This is a genomic window from Pseudoalteromonas sp. QJM3NY_12 (genome assembly GCF_056173165.1).
The window spans coordinates 185,535-198,905 of sequence record NZ_CM149661.1 but is presented as its reverse complement, the minus strand read 5'-3'; the positions used below and the strand labels follow the sequence as shown (position 1 = coordinate 198,905).

The window sequence follows — 13,371 nt, the reverse complement described above, 5'->3', positions numbered from 1 at the left end:
AATTTGTTACAGTGACGGCTGTTAGCGTTACTTTTTATAAAGTAAACAATGTGTACTTAGTACACGTCTTTCTGATAGCGATTTGCGCTTCTTAAGTCTTTTAAGTACTGCTCTGCGTCTTCATAGCTTTTACCGGTGTTTTCGCTAATGATATCAACTAAGGCATTATGTACATCCTTTGCCATGCGGTTTGCATCGCCACACACATAAAAATGAGCACCCGCTTCTAACCAATCAAACACTTCTTTTGAGTTTTTACGTAACTTGTCTTGTACATAAACTTTTTCTGCTTGGTCGCGACTAAACGCCACATCAACCTTGCTTAGTAAACCTGATTTTAAGTACCCTTGAATTTCTACTTGGTACAAGAAGTCTTGAGTAAAGTGTGGGTTACCAAAAAATAGCCAGTTTTTACCTGTTGCTTCCCGTGCATCACGCTCTTGTAAAAAGGCGCGAAATGGCGCAATACCAGTACCTGGGCCAACCATAATTATCGGTGTGTCATCGTTTACTGGTAAGCGGAAGTTATCATTATGTTCACTGAACACTTTTACTTTACAGCCTTCTTCTGCGCGGCGTGCTAAGTACCCTGAACAACCACCTAAGTGCTCTGTGCCAAACGCTTCAAACTCAACTAATGCAATAGTTAAGTGCACCTCATCTTCAACCTCAGCTTGGCTAGAGGCAATTGAATATAAACGTGCTTGTAATTTACGCAGGCAATCAACTAGTGTTTGCGCTTCTAATTTAGCTGGGTTTTGTGCAACCACATCAAAGATTTGACGAGGCTCAATGTATTCGCGCATTGCGCCTTTATCTTCTACTAGTTTAAGCAGCTCAGGCGTGCCTGTAGCCGTGGCGTACTTTTCAACAAACCCAGGGTAAGATTGTGTTAGCTCTAGTTTTTCAATTAAGGCATCACGTACGCTGAGTTCTTCATCGCCAAGTTTAACGCGGCTAGTTGGATCAATTTGCGTTTGCGCTAGTAGCTCATCTACACGGGCTTCATCATTTAAAAAGTAAATACCGAGTGAATCACCAGGTGTATACGTAATGTCTGACCCTTCTAGTGAAATTTCAACATGGCGTACATCTTTGGTTGAATCACGACCGGTAATTTTTTGCACTAAGCTTAGCTCTGCCGCAAACGGATTTTGCTTTGTGTACTGACTAGCCGCTGCTGCAGGAGCGCCAAATGGCATTGATACAACTTGACCGCTAGTTGCATCTTGCTGGGCTTTTAAGTCTGTTTCAAACGCATTTAATGCGCCCTCAATCCAAGTGGCTGCTTCGTCATCATAATCAACGTCTAGGTCGGCGCGTTGATGAATAACCTCTGCACCTAATTTAGTTAAACGCTCTTCAAAGTCTTTAGCGGTTTGGCAGAAAAATTCATAGCTAGAATCACCTAAACCTAATACTGCAACTTTGACACCATCAAGCTTTGGCGCTTTTTTAGTAATTAAAAATTCATACAGTGTTTCAGCGTCTTCTGGTGGCTCACCCTCGCCGTAAGTCGATACAACCACGGTTAGAAACTTTTCTTTTTTCAGGGCAGTCGGTTTGTAATCTGACATGCTAACCAGCTTTGTTGCTAAGCCGCGAGACTCAGCTTGCTCTTTAAGTTTAGTCGCAACCGCTTTAGCATTACCTGTTTGTGAACCATATAAAATGGTCAGTGCTGCCGCCTCCGAGGTTGCAGTTGCACCTGAAGCTGGCGCGCCAAGCGCTGCAGAATTAGCATTAGCAGCTAAGTAGCCGCTAACCCAGGCTTGCTGAATTGGATTAAGCTCAGCCACTAAACCTTGTAGCTTTTGTACTTGCTCTTGCGAAAGCGGACTTGCTAGCGCATTGAGTTGACCTAACAACATGAATTTTTCCTCATAACCCTGAACGTTAAACACAATGCTTGTTCACATTGTTTAAAGTGAGTGCCACCTCACTCAGAAAGTTCTGTTGAGGTTAATTGAGTATGCAGGATAGCCGCCTAAGCATAGATAAAAAAAGAATAGAATCTGCTTTGATATTCCATTTAGTTATTAAGTTACCTGAAAACCTACGAAATAGGCCTAAAAGGGTTTTATTGTCTTTTATGAAATTTTGATTTAACAATTTTGTAACTTTTATGTTCTAAGGTATATTACGCAAAAATATAAATAGGAACACCTATGTTACACGGTATATATAAAAACAAATTACTTTTGAGCACCTTGTTATTATCCTCATTACCCGCGATGGCTAATGTGGTTAATGGCAACTTTGAACAATACAGTGGCAACACCCCAGATGCGTGGACAGTGATTGATAGCGGTATTAACGTATCTGCCAACAGCACAGTCGTAAGCACAGGCTCACAATCAGCAGCGATTAGCGTTAATACAGGCACACAAAGCAATACTGATTTTTTGCAGCAAGTCGCTGTTGAAATGGGTAAAACTTATGAGTTCTCAGTAGATGTGTATCATACCGAAGGCCATCTTAAGGCGCGTTTGTTGATAGATGGTTATCAAGGCTATTCAAATCCAGCACAAACCAACCAATGGCAGAGTATAACTTACAGCTACACAGCTGATAGTAATAAAACCATTGATGTCGGCTTACGCTTTTATGATACAACGGGATTTGATGGTAGCGAGTTAGTTTATGTTGATAACTTCTTGCCTAATAATGACAGCAGTGGCTCTCCAAGCTGCGCAGATAACGGCCTTACTTTTAGCCTAACCACAGATAACTACGGCGAAGAAACCAGCTGGCAAATAGCGCACAACCAAACCGGTGTCGTTGCAAGCGGAAGTGGGTATGCGGCAAACACCCAATATACCGAACAATTATGCGTAACCGATGGTGAGTATACATTTACTATTAATGACAGCTATGGCGATGGTATTTGCTGTTCATATGGCAGTGGTAGCTACGCCTTGAATAATGAAAGCACATTGCTTGCCAGTGGAGCTAGTTTTCAAACAACCGAGGCTACCGCTTTCTCATTAGGAAGCACTGAGCCAACGCCAACACCGACGCCAACCGGCTACTATGTGACGACCCAAGGTTTATCGGGTTACACGCTTAAAACTGAGCTTTATAACATTATTAATAATCATAATGCTCAAGGGTATTCTGCTATTTGGAATTTTTACGACGCATCAGCGCGTGATAAATACTTTGAAAACGATAATAGTATTTTAGATATGTACAGCGAGAAGCCCAATGGCTCTGATAGCTACACATACACAGCCGTTAGCGATCAATGTGGCACCTACAGTGGTGAGGCAGATTGCTACAACCGAGAGCATTCGTTTCCTAAAAGTTGGTTTGGTGGAAAAGTTGAACCGATGAACTCTGATGTTCATCATATTTACGCCACTGACGGCTATGTAAATTCAAAGCGAAGTAACTTCCCGTTCGGTGAAGTAGCAAGTGCTTCATTTACCTCAACCAACGGCAGTAAATTAGGCTCAGCAAGTAATGCGATTAATTACAACGGTACTGTATTTGAACCTATTGATGAATTTAAAGGTGACTTTGCTCGTGCTTATTTTTACATGGCAACCCGCTACGAAAATGTGATTGGTTCTTGGCAAAATAATACTACAGCTAGTAATGACGTGCTCAATGGCACCAGTACCCAAGTATTTGAAAGCTGGGTTGTGGCCATGCTGTTAAAGTGGCATAACAACGATCCTGTTAGCCAAATGGAATTAGACCGCAACCAAGCAGCGTTTGAATTTCAGGGAAATCGTAACCCGTATATTGATCATCCTGAATTTGTAGAGATGATTTGGTAAACGGGCTTCCGGCTTCGCAGAAAACACAAGCCTTTGCTTACGCAGAGGCTTTTTATTATAAACTGCGCATTATAATTACTAATAAGTACATAACACATCTTAAAAATTGGAGTAAAACCAAGATCCAGATATCTAGCAATATAAGCCTAAACCTCAGTAGAAAAATAAGTGCTTACTAGCACTTCAGCTATTACAATTATTGTTTTTTAAAACTAGCTAGACCCAGCTCTTCTGATTCATATCGTGTTCCGGTTAACTTTATCAACCAAACACTATCGATAAAAGTACGGCTAAAATATACAGCTTGACCACTGGGAATGTTAGGCATAAAAGACGTTATCGATTGCCATTGGCCATCTGTTTTATCTTTTAACTTCATCGATGCATTGAAAAACGATCCATCTTCGTTTGCTTTTATCTCAAGTGATGTTAGTTGTTTTTTATCCCCTATTTCTATTTGTGCACTCTCGTTTAATAGAGCTAATAGCATTGGTTGGTGAATTGGAGTCAATGAATTTAGTGTTTCAGAAATTTTACTATCAATTGTTATTTCATTTTTCAATTTATAAATATCGGCTTTAACTGCAAAAACAGGTTCAGCATTAGTTTGATAACTTACAAAGAATAAAGCGATGGAGCTAAGTAATAAATAAACGTGTTTTTTCATAATACAATATATCCTTTCGTTAGTTTGAGAATACTAGCATAATTTAAAGTAGCCCATAAAAATCGCTAATCTATTAATATTCATGATATTCTTTTATTCATTCGCATGAATATAGGCATGACCTCTATCTCTGGCTTAGCTAATTAGTGATAATAATGTGGCTGCAATTAAGAAGAGAATATGGGTATGCAATCGCTAGGAAAAGAATTAAAACGTCTTCGATCAGACAAAAAATGGACTCAAGCATTTGCTGCACGTGAAATAGGCATCCAACAGTCTTACTTATCAAAACTAGAGAATGGCCAATTCATTCCTTCTCCCGAAGTAATCGAAAAGCTAAAGCGATGCTATGGCGAAGCATGTTTTGATTGCTATTTACCTGTAACAACAGCAACCAAAGTGCCACTGAAAAAACTGCCTATTTTGAGTTTTACGCTATTAATAATTAGCCTTATGGTTTGGCTATGTGCAACGTATGAAATTTTTTATGCTGAAACCTACTTTACTTATCAGGCAAAGCAAGAAGATTTTTTAGCGTTTAATGTCACTCAGCAATACCAAGGCGAACGTTTTATTGAGGGGGACGTGACCTATCAAATTGTAGGCGAAAGGCAAGTCAGTAGAATTGAAAACCGCTTTCTAATTGTAACTTCCGCAGTATGCATTTTATTATATATTGTTGCAGCTCTACTCTCGCAAAGTCATAGGTTTGGTAAATTATAAAGCTGTTATTTAGTTGCTCTTGGCAATTGCTCCAGTATTACTCTACCTCCAAAATCTATGCTGTCGTATATCAGAAATTTTTAACACGATTAACGTCAGATTCAATCACTCAAATTGATAAAGTATTAGGACAATTACGTATTCATGGCGTGCTTTTTCTCGAGTGCTCTAGACTAAAAACCCAAGCTACGGCCCTCAAATTCACTCCGAGCAGTTGACGGCTGACGGCTTAAAACTTACCGCTTACAGCTTTTTTAAACGCAAAAAAACCCCAGCAAAAGCTGGGGTTTCTTATAAAAACAGACTTAATTAAAAATTAAGCTTGTTTTGGACGTTCAACAACATCTACCAAAGTCCAAGATTTGTTCTTAGAAATTGGTGCACATTCACGGATAGTAACTACGTCACCCGCTTTTGCAGTGTTATTTTCGTCATGTACGTGTAACTTAGTCGTACGTTTGATGAATTTCCCATAGATTGGGTGCTTCACGTAACGTGCGATAGCAACAGTGAAAGATTTTTCCATCTTGTCGCTGATTACACGGCCTTGAAGAGTACGAATTTTATCGCTCATTATTGACCTGCCTTCTGGTTAATAATTGTTTTTACACGCGCGATATCGCGACGTACTGTTCTTAGCGTGTGTGTCTGAGCTAGCTGACCAGTGCTTGCTTGCATGCGCAGGTTAAACTGCTCACGAAGAAGACCTAGAAGTTCAGCATTAAGCTCTTCTACGCTTTTATCTTTTAGTTCGTTTGCTTTCATCACATTACCGTCCGAGTTACGAAAGTTGTTTTGAATGGCAGCTTACGAGCAGCAAGGTTAAACGCTTCACGAGCAAGCTCTTCTGAAACACCTTCCATTTCGTAAAGTACTTTACCAGGCTGAATTTCAGCAACCCAATATTCAACAGAACCTTTACCTTTACCCATACGAACTTCAAGAGGCTTTTCTGTGATCGGCTTGTCAGGGAAGACACGGATCCAGATTTTACCTTGACGTTTCACGTGACGTGTCATAGCACGACGAGCTGCTTCGATTTGACGAGCAGTCATGCGGCCACGACCAGTAGCTTTCAAACCGAAAGTACCGAAGCTTACTTTGTTACCGTTTTGCGCTAGACCACGGTTGCGGCCTTTATGCATTTTACGGAATTTTGTACGTTTTGGCTGTAACATTACTCGCTACCTCTACTTAGCACTTTTTTTGGCTTTCTTTGGTGCGCGTTTAGCTGGCTTCTCTTGCTCTTGTACTAGTGGTAAACCACCAATAACTTCGCCTTTGAAGATCCAAACTTTAACACCAATGATACCGTAAGTGGTTAAGGCTTCAGAAGTTGCGTAGTCGATATCAGCACGAAGAGTATGTAGAGGTACACGACCTTCACGATACCATTCTGAACGTGCGATTTCTGCGCCGCCAAGACGACCGCTAACTTCAACTTTAATCCCTTTAGAACCGATGCGCATTGCATTTTGTACCGAACGCTTCATAGCGCGACGGAACATAACACGACGCTCTAGCTGAGAGGCAATGCCGTCTGCTACTAGTTGTGCATCTAGTTCTGGTTTACGTACTTCAGAAATATTAATCTGAGCAGGTACACCAGCGATTTTAGTTACCGCTTGACGTAATTTTTCTACGTCTTCGCCTTTTTTACCGATAACAACACCCGGACGAGCCGTGTGAATAGTTACTCGGATAGATTTTGCTGGACGCTCAATAACGATTTTAGACACAGAAGCCGCTTTCAATTCCTTAGTAAGGAATGTACGTACTTTGTGATCGCCAAAAAGCTGTGCAGAGAAATCTTTTGAATTCGCGTACCAGGTAGAAACCCAAGGTTTAGATATACCTAGGCGAATACCAGTAGGATGAACTTTTTGTCCCATTACTTATATCTCCTAGCTATCTGAAACCACAACAGTGATGTGGCTTGTACGCTTAAGGATGCGGTCTGCGCGTCCTTTAGCACGTGGCATAATACGTTTCATTGTTGGACCATCGTCCACAAAGATCGTTGTTACACGTAGCTCATCAATGTCAGCACCTTCGTTATGCTCTGCGTTAGCAATAGCAGACTCAAGTACTTTCTTAACTAATACAGCCGCTTTTTTCGGGCTGTACGCCAGGATTTCTAGTGCGCGATCGACAGGTAACCCGCGGATCTGATCTGCAACTAGACGTGCTTTTTGCGCCGAACCAGAGGCGAATTTATGTTTAGCTAATGCTTGCATTTATCTTCCCCTCTTAACGTTTCTTCGCTTTCTTATCCGCAGCATGGCCACGGTAAGTGCGAGTTGGTGCAAATTCACCTAGTTTGTGACCGATCATTTCGTCAGAAACGAAAACTGGTACATGCTGGCGACCATTATGGACAGCAATGGTCAATCCGATCATGTTAGGTATGATCATTGAACGACGGCTCCAAGTTTTAATTGGCTTCTTTTCACCGCTTTCCAAAGCTTTCTCTACCTTCTTCAGCAAGTGTAGGTCTATAAAAGGACCCTTCTTGAGAGAGCGTGGCATGGCTATTCCTCAATATTACTTAGTACGACGACGTACTATAAATTTATCCGTACGCTTGTTCTTACGCGTCTTAGCACCTTTAGTCGGTTTACCCCATGGAGACACAGGATGACGACCACCAGATGTACGACCTTCACCACCACCGTGTGGGTGATCAACCGGGTTCATGGCAACACCACGAACTGTCGGACGAATACCACGCCAGCGATTTGCACCTGCTTTACCAAGTGAACGAAGCATATGCTCAGCATTGCCTACTTCACCTAGCGTAGCACGACAATCAGACTCAACTTTACGAACTTCGCCTGAACGAAGACGTAATGTTACATATTGACCATCACGAGCAAGGATTTGAACGTATGCACCAGCAGAACGTGCGATTTGAGCACCTTTACCTGGTTTTAATTCTACGTTGTGAACAGTCGAACCTACAGGCATATTACGCATTGGTAATGCATTACCAGGTTTGATTGGTGCATCAACACCAGACTGGATTGCATCGCCAGCTTTTAAGCCTTTAGGTGCGATAATGTAACGACGCTCACCGTCTGCATATAATACAAGAGCGATGTTTGCGCTACGATTTGGATCATATTCTAAACGCTCAACTGTGGCTGGAATGCCATCTTTAGTACGTTTAAAATCGATTAAACGGTAATGCTGCTTATGACCACCACCGATATGACGAACCGTAATACGACCATTGTTATTACGACCACCTGATTTAGAGTTTTTCTCTAATAGTGGTGCGTAAGGTTTACCCTTATGTAAATCTGGGTTAACCACTTTAACTAGGTGACGACGACCCGCAGAAGTTGGCTTACACTTTTGAAGTGCCATAATTCTAACTCCCCTTATTACTCGGCGCCGCCGACAAAGTCCAGCTCGCTACCTTCTTTAAGAGTAACGTAAGCTTTCTTCCAGTCGCTACGACGACCGAAACGCATGCCAGTACGTTTTGTTTTACCCTTAACGTTAAGTGTGCGAACACCAGTTACTTCTACTTCAAAAAGCTTCTCAACTGCCGCTTTAACTTCAGCTTTAGTTGCGTCATTTGCTACTTTAAAAACAATAGTATTGTTTTCTTCAGCAGCGATTGTGCTTTTTTCAGAGATGTGTGGAGCAAGGATCACTTTTAAAAGACGTTCTTCACGGATCATGCTAGCGCCTCCTCAAGTTGCTTAACAGCAGCAGCTGTAATTAGTACCTTATCGAAAGCAATTAAGCTTACAGGATCGATACCAGCTACATCACGTGTGTCAACCTTGTACAGGTTACGTGCCGATAAGAAAAGATTTTCATCTACTTCTTCAGTCACGATAAGAACATCTTTAAGCTCAAGTTCTTTAAGCTTAGCAACTAGTTCTTTAGTTTTTGGTGCTTCAAGACCAAAACTCTCAACAACGATTAAACGCTCTTGACGAACTAATTCAGATAAGATGCTTTTGATCGCACCACGGTACATTTTACGGTTTACTTTTTGGCTGTGGTCTTGTGGTTTAGCTGCGAAGCTAACGCCACCTGAACGCCAAATTGGACTACGGATTGTACCAGCACGTGCACGGCCAGTACCTTTTTGAGCCCATGGTTTTTTACCACCACCGCTTACTTCAGAACGTGTCTTCTGAGCACGAGTACCTTGACGAGCACCTGCTGCGTATGCAACAACTACTTGGTGTACTAATGCTTCGTTAAACTCACGTCCAAAAGTAGCTTCAGAAACTTCAAGAGCGCCAGAAGCGTCTTTAATTGCTAATTCCATCACTAAATCTCCAGGACTTATGCTTTAACAGCTGGTTTAACGATAACGTCACCGCCGATAGCGCCAGGTACTGCACCTTTAACTAAAAGCAGGTTACGCTCAGCGTCAACGCGAACTAGTTCAAGGTTCTGAGTTGTTACTTGCTCATTACCCATTTGACCGGCCATTTTCTTACCTTTAAACACCTTACCAGGTGATTGGTTTTGACCGATTGAACCAGGTGCACGGTGAGATAGAGAGTTACCATGTGTAGCGTCTTGCATGCTGAAATTCCAGCGCTTAACACCACCTTGGAAACCTTTACCTTTAGAAGTACCGGTTACGTCAACTTTGTTGATTTCGTTGAATAATTCAACAGTAAGCTCAGCGCCTACTTCAAAATCGCCTTCACCACCATTTAGGCGGAATTCCCACAGACCGCGACCCGCTTCAACACCAGCTTTAGCGAAGTGACCCGCTGTTGCTTTGTTTACACGGCTTGCTTTTTTAGTGCCTGCGGTTACTTGAAGCGCGTTATAACCGTCTGTTGCGTCAGATTTGATCTGAGCAATGCGGTTAGGAGTCGCTTCAATAACTGTCACAGGGATAGATACACCATCTTCAGTGAAGATACGTGTCATACCCACTTTACGACCGACTAGACCTAATGCCATTTTCCTAAAACCTCTCTAATCTTCCGATTAACCCAGGCTGATTTGAACATCAACACCAGCAGCAAGGTCTAAACGCATAAGTGCGTCTACAGTCTTGTCTGTTGGTTCTACGATGTCGATCAGACGTTTATGGGTGCGGATCTCGTACTGATCACGCGCGTCTTTATTAACGTGCGGTGATGTAAGTACAGTAAAACGTTCAAAGCGTGTAGGTAGTGGAATTGGACCACGTACTTGTGCGCCAGTGCGTTTCGCAGTTTCCACGATTTCCGCCGTTGATTGGTCAATCAAACGGTGGTCAAAAGCTTTTAGGCGAATACGAATGCGTTGATTTGACATTCTTAAACCTCAATATAAAGAGCATTTAAAGAGCATAAAAAAACGACCGAAACAATCTTAATAATTAAGATGCCGGTTGTTTGATTATATCTACGTTGAGTTCCAAATCGGAACTCCTGTTTATTAGCTTGAAATCCAAGCTTAATTTATTCTTTCTTGTTCCCGAGGGAATTTTGAAAGCCTGCGTATTATAATGATACTGGTGATAAATGCAACAACTATTTAGACATAATTACTTTGTTATTGTCGTTTAAAAAATAGCTAAGTTTATTAATAGTGAACGCAATGGAAGTGATGATGTCTTTATAATGTCATAGCTTGTCGATTAATCTGCAGGGGATTTTTTAGATATTATGTTATCCTATGCGCTAATTTTGCTGTTATATACCCATATTGGTTTGGGTAACTACTCTCTTATGGTGAGTCAATGCGTATTTTAAATTATGGTTTAAATCTTATCTCTGGTGGTATCAGCCGCTTGTTTGTTAAAAGCAAAGTACTGCCTGAAAAGCCTTTAGAGCAATTTGAGTTAAACCCTAAAAACCCGACATTCTATATAGTGCGTTTAAACTCACGCTTTGATCTAGCGGCACTGGCCCGTGTTTGTAAACGAAATGGTTTACCGGACCCAACCGAGCAGCAAATATTAGGTGACGAGACGTTAGATCGCTTTATCGGCATTAAAAACCCTCCCCCGCTATTTGGTGATAAAGAAAAGTCTACCAATGCATTAGCGCAAGGCAAACACATTGTTGAGCACTTATTAAATAGTGGCCAAAAAAATGTGCAAGTGGTGCCCGTGACTATTTTATGGGGCCGATCGCCAGGTAAAGAAAAACCCGGACTAAGCACTTTACTTTCGCACTCACTAACGCCCAGCTGGTTTAGAAAAATTTTTGTGGTGCTTTTTTCAGGTAGAGATAACTTTATTCGATTTAGCCAACCACTCGACTTATCTTTATTGGTTAATGAAAAAGCCGACGTTAATGAACTTCCTCATAAGCTGTTGCGTGTAGCTCTAGTTCACTTTAAACGTCAAAAGCTGGCTGCAACAGGGCCTAAAATACCATCTCGTGATCAGTTATTTAGCTCACTACTGGCATCACCCACAATTAAAAAAGCAATTCAAACCGAGGCTTCTGAAAAAAACATCAGCCAAGCTCAGGCGCGACAAAACGCCTTAAAGCTACTTGATGAAATCGCCGCTAATTACAGCGATGCCACAATTCGCGTTGCTGATCGCATATTAACGTGGCTTTGGAATAAGCTTTATAATGGCATTGACATAAAGTACACCGAGCAAATTCATGACCTAACCAATAAAGGCCATGAAATAATCTACATGCCTTGTCATCGTAGTCATATGGATTACTTGCTACTAACCTACTCTATTTATCATCAAGGCCTTGTACCACCGCATATTGCTGCAGGGATTAACCTTAACTTTTTCCCTGCAGGTGGCATATTCCGCCGCAGTGGTGCATTTTTTATTCGTCGCTCATTTGCTGGTAACAAACTCTACTCAGCGGTATTTAAAGAATACTTAAGCCAGTTATTTATAAAGGGTTACTCGGTTAAGTTTTATACCGAAGGTGGCCGCAGTAGAACCGGACGCTTACTCCCCCCAAAAACGGGTATGCTCGCCATGACGATGCAAGCTATGCTTCGTGGTATAGACCGCCCTGTATCAATTGTACCTGTGTATATTGGTTACGAACACGTAATGGAAATAAACACCTACTTAAAAGAGCTCGCGGGTAATGATAAAAAAGGCGAGTCGATATTAGGTATTTTTAAAGCAATTAAAAATTTGAAAAACTATGGTCGCGGGTATTTAAATTTTGGTGACCCAATTTCTATTAACCAATACCTGAATGACAACCAACCCGACTGGCGCGAGTCAATTCATGCTACCGACGTGCAAAAACCACAATGGCTAGGGCCGCAGGTGGCTAATCTTGCTGATCAGGTTATGGTTAAAATTAACAATGCCGCCGCACTTAACTCAGTTAACTTACTGGCGATGATACTGCTAGTAAACGATAAGCACGCATTGAGTAAACCTAAATTGCTAGCTCAGCTTGAGTTTTATTTGCGATTACAACGTGAAGCTAGCTACAGCAATAAAATAACCGCACCCGATGAAACGCCAGAGCAACTGCTAGAACACGCTTTAAAGTTGAATAAGTTTGATGTGATCAGTGACGAGTTTGGTGAAATTATTGCGATAAACGATAAAGAAAAAACCTTATTTAACTATTATCGTAATAACATTTTGCATATTTTTGCAGTACCTAGCTTAGTAGCTCTACATTTATTCAAGCAGCATCAAAGTACCGTTACTCACTGCCATCAATTGGTAAAATCATTTTATCCGTTATTCGCCAAAGAGTGGTACTTACAAGAGCTTGATGAAAGCTATGTGACCCGCATTTTAACTAACTTTAGCGATCAAGGCTTAATTGAGCTTGATGGTGATAATATCAAAGTAACTCAAAGTAACGATAGCTTTGCCAAACTCGAAATGCTTGGTCGTGCATTGAGCTTTACTCTGCAACGTTATGCGATTGTGATTGGCTTTATTCAAACCAGCCAAGGTATTGCAAAAGCTGAACTGGAACGTGAAAGCTATGTGTTGGCACAACGCTTGGGTACGTTACATGGCATTAAAACGCCGGAGTTTTTTGATAAGAAGGTACTTAGTAGTTTTATTTCCAACCTTCGCGAACAAAAGCTAATTAGTGAATCTGATAGCGGCTTACAAGGCAGCCCAGAGCTGTGCGAGACCTACAAGCAACTGCAAACACTGTTGCCGGCACGTATTTGGCAATCAATTACTGACATTGTCCACGCTCAATGTCAGTAACGTACTTCACTATATTGAATTAACCCAATATAGTAGGTAGCAAAGAG

General features: G+C 41.5%; 16 protein-coding genes. 3 read left to right on the top strand and 13 right to left on the bottom strand.

The genetic code is table 11. The annotated features are described in order from the left end of the window. Positions 1-56 precede the first annotated feature (56 nt). On the bottom strand, positions 57-1,871 hold the full coding sequence (locus AC0VZ5_RS00970) for an assimilatory sulfite reductase (NADPH) flavoprotein subunit (protein ID WP_131690303.1): 1,815 nt from the start codon (positions 1,869-1,871) through the stop codon (positions 57-59). A gap of 297 nt (positions 1,872-2,168) precedes the next feature. Here AC0VZ5_RS00970 and AC0VZ5_RS00965 point away from each other — a divergent pair, with 297 nt between their 5' ends. Continuing rightward, the gene (locus AC0VZ5_RS00965; protein ID WP_475473812.1) at positions 2,169-3,785 is read left to right on the top strand and encodes an endonuclease; all 1,617 of its coding nucleotides are present in this window, start codon (positions 2,169-2,171) and stop codon (positions 3,783-3,785) included. Positions 3,786-3,981: 196 nt separating this feature from the next. On the opposite strand, the gene AC0VZ5_RS00960 is transcribed toward AC0VZ5_RS00965, so the two are convergent. Next, positions 3,982-4,452: a hypothetical protein gene (locus AC0VZ5_RS00960; protein ID WP_008108359.1), complete on the bottom strand. Its 471-nt coding sequence runs from the start codon at positions 4,450-4,452 to the stop codon at positions 3,982-3,984. 186 nt (positions 4,453-4,638) lie between these two features. On the opposite strand from AC0VZ5_RS00960, the gene AC0VZ5_RS00955 reads away from it, so the two are divergent. Further along, complete coding sequence (locus AC0VZ5_RS00955; protein ID WP_475474743.1) at positions 4,639-5,175, top strand: helix-turn-helix domain-containing protein; 537 nt, start codon at positions 4,639-4,641, stop codon at positions 5,173-5,175. A 316-nt stretch (positions 5,176-5,491) separates the two neighbouring features. Here the strand turns inward: AC0VZ5_RS00955 and rpsQ are convergent, their stop codons facing one another. The 11 genes from rpsQ to rpsJ are packed head-to-tail and all read right to left on the bottom strand — an operon-like array spanning position 5,492 to position 10,458. After that, positions 5,492-5,749, bottom strand: a complete 258-nt coding sequence (gene rpsQ / locus AC0VZ5_RS00950; RefSeq protein WP_013463780.1) for a 30S ribosomal protein S17 — start codon at positions 5,747-5,749, stop codon at positions 5,492-5,494. Continuing rightward, entirely contained in the window at positions 5,749-5,940 is a 192-nt protein-coding gene (gene rpmC, locus AC0VZ5_RS00945; RefSeq protein ID WP_008108355.1) for a 50S ribosomal protein L29, read from the bottom strand. Before rpmC ends, rpsQ begins: the two co-directional genes overlap by 1 nt. Then, positions 5,940-6,353: a 50S ribosomal protein L16 gene (rplP, locus tag AC0VZ5_RS00940; protein ID WP_008108352.1), complete on the bottom strand. Its 414-nt coding sequence runs from the start codon at positions 6,351-6,353 to the stop codon at positions 5,940-5,942. Before rplP ends, rpmC begins: the two co-directional genes overlap by 1 nt. Before the next feature lie 12 nt (positions 6,354-6,365). Beyond that, positions 6,366-7,067, bottom strand: coding sequence for a 30S ribosomal protein S3 (rpsC, locus tag AC0VZ5_RS00935; RefSeq protein WP_008108350.1), 702 nt, complete (start codon positions 7,065-7,067; stop codon positions 6,366-6,368). 12 nt (positions 7,068-7,079) lie between these two features. Next, on the bottom strand, positions 7,080-7,412 hold the full coding sequence (gene rplV / locus AC0VZ5_RS00930) for a 50S ribosomal protein L22 (RefSeq protein ID WP_004588690.1): 333 nt from the start codon (positions 7,410-7,412) through the stop codon (positions 7,080-7,082). A gap of 13 nt (positions 7,413-7,425) precedes the next feature. Further along, complete coding sequence (gene rpsS / locus AC0VZ5_RS00925; RefSeq protein ID WP_004588689.1) at positions 7,426-7,704, bottom strand: 30S ribosomal protein S19; 279 nt, start codon at positions 7,702-7,704, stop codon at positions 7,426-7,428. A gap of 15 nt (positions 7,705-7,719) precedes the next feature. Continuing rightward, entirely contained in the window at positions 7,720-8,544 is an 825-nt protein-coding gene (gene rplB / locus AC0VZ5_RS00920; RefSeq protein WP_007376192.1) for a 50S ribosomal protein L2, read from the bottom strand. Between the two features lie 17 nt (positions 8,545-8,561). Then, entirely contained in the window at positions 8,562-8,864 is a 303-nt protein-coding gene (gene rplW, locus AC0VZ5_RS00915; RefSeq protein WP_008108343.1) for a 50S ribosomal protein L23, read from the bottom strand. After that, positions 8,861-9,466 (bottom strand): 50S ribosomal protein L4, encoded by a 606-nt coding sequence (gene rplD / locus AC0VZ5_RS00910; protein WP_008108340.1) that lies wholly within the window; start codon positions 9,464-9,466, stop codon positions 8,861-8,863. Before rplD ends, rplW begins: the two co-directional genes overlap by 4 nt. A 17-nt stretch (positions 9,467-9,483) precedes the next feature. Then, positions 9,484-10,119, bottom strand: a complete 636-nt coding sequence (gene rplC / locus AC0VZ5_RS00905; protein WP_008108338.1) for a 50S ribosomal protein L3 — start codon at positions 10,117-10,119, stop codon at positions 9,484-9,486. A 27-nt stretch (positions 10,120-10,146) separates the two neighbouring features. After that, complete coding sequence (rpsJ, locus tag AC0VZ5_RS00900; RefSeq protein WP_002957900.1) at positions 10,147-10,458, bottom strand: 30S ribosomal protein S10; 312 nt, start codon at positions 10,456-10,458, stop codon at positions 10,147-10,149. A 427-nt stretch (positions 10,459-10,885) separates the two neighbouring features. On the opposite strand from rpsJ, the gene plsB reads away from it, so the two are divergent. Then, a complete protein-coding gene (gene plsB, locus AC0VZ5_RS00895; protein WP_475473808.1) occupies positions 10,886-13,324 on the top strand; it encodes a glycerol-3-phosphate 1-O-acyltransferase PlsB in 2,439 nt (812 codons plus the stop codon). The last annotated feature ends 47 nt before the right edge of the window (positions 13,325-13,371 follow it).

Excerpts from the sequence above, each read along its gene's own strand:
- rpsC (WP_008108350.1), bottom strand. The coding sequence starts at position 7,067 with ATGGGACAAAAAGTTCATCCTACTGGTATTCGCCTAGGTATATCTAAA.
- rplD (WP_008108340.1), bottom strand. The coding sequence starts at position 9,466 with ATGGAATTAGCAATTAAAGACGCTTCTGGCGCTCTTGAAGTTTCTGAA.
- rpmC (WP_008108355.1), bottom strand. The coding sequence starts at position 5,940 with ATGAAAGCAAACGAACTAAAAGATAAAAGCGTAGAAGAGCTTAATGCT.
- rplV (WP_004588690.1), bottom strand. The coding sequence starts at position 7,412 with ATGCAAGCATTAGCTAAACATAAATTCGCCTCTGGTTCGGCGCAAAAA.
- rplB (WP_007376192.1), bottom strand. The coding sequence starts at position 8,544 with ATGGCACTTCAAAAGTGTAAGCCAACTTCTGCGGGTCGTCGTCACCTA.
- rpsS (WP_004588689.1), bottom strand. The coding sequence starts at position 7,704 with ATGCCACGCTCTCTCAAGAAGGGTCCTTTTATAGACCTACACTTGCTG.
- rplW (WP_008108343.1), bottom strand. The coding sequence starts at position 8,864 with ATGATCCGTGAAGAACGTCTTTTAAAAGTGATCCTTGCTCCACACATC.
- AC0VZ5_RS00955 (WP_475474743.1), top strand. The coding sequence starts at position 4,639 with ATGCAATCGCTAGGAAAAGAATTAAAACGTCTTCGATCAGACAAAAAA.
- AC0VZ5_RS00970 (WP_131690303.1), bottom strand. The coding sequence starts at position 1,871 with ATGTTGTTAGGTCAACTCAATGCGCTAGCAAGTCCGCTTTCGCAAGAG.
- rpsQ (WP_013463780.1), bottom strand. The coding sequence starts at position 5,749 with ATGAGCGATAAAATTCGTACTCTTCAAGGCCGTGTAATCAGCGACAAG.
- rpsJ (WP_002957900.1), bottom strand. The coding sequence starts at position 10,458 with ATGTCAAATCAACGCATTCGTATTCGCCTAAAAGCTTTTGACCACCGT.
- AC0VZ5_RS00965 (WP_475473812.1), top strand. The coding sequence starts at position 2,169 with ATGTTACACGGTATATATAAAAACAAATTACTTTTGAGCACCTTGTTA.
- AC0VZ5_RS00960 (WP_008108359.1), bottom strand. The coding sequence starts at position 4,452 with ATGAAAAAACACGTTTATTTATTACTTAGCTCCATCGCTTTATTCTTT.
- rplC (WP_008108338.1), bottom strand. The coding sequence starts at position 10,119 with ATGGCATTAGGTCTAGTCGGTCGTAAAGTGGGTATGACACGTATCTTC.
- rplP (WP_008108352.1), bottom strand. The coding sequence starts at position 6,353 with ATGTTACAGCCAAAACGTACAAAATTCCGTAAAATGCATAAAGGCCGC.
- plsB (WP_475473808.1), top strand. The coding sequence starts at position 10,886 with ATGCGTATTTTAAATTATGGTTTAAATCTTATCTCTGGTGGTATCAGC.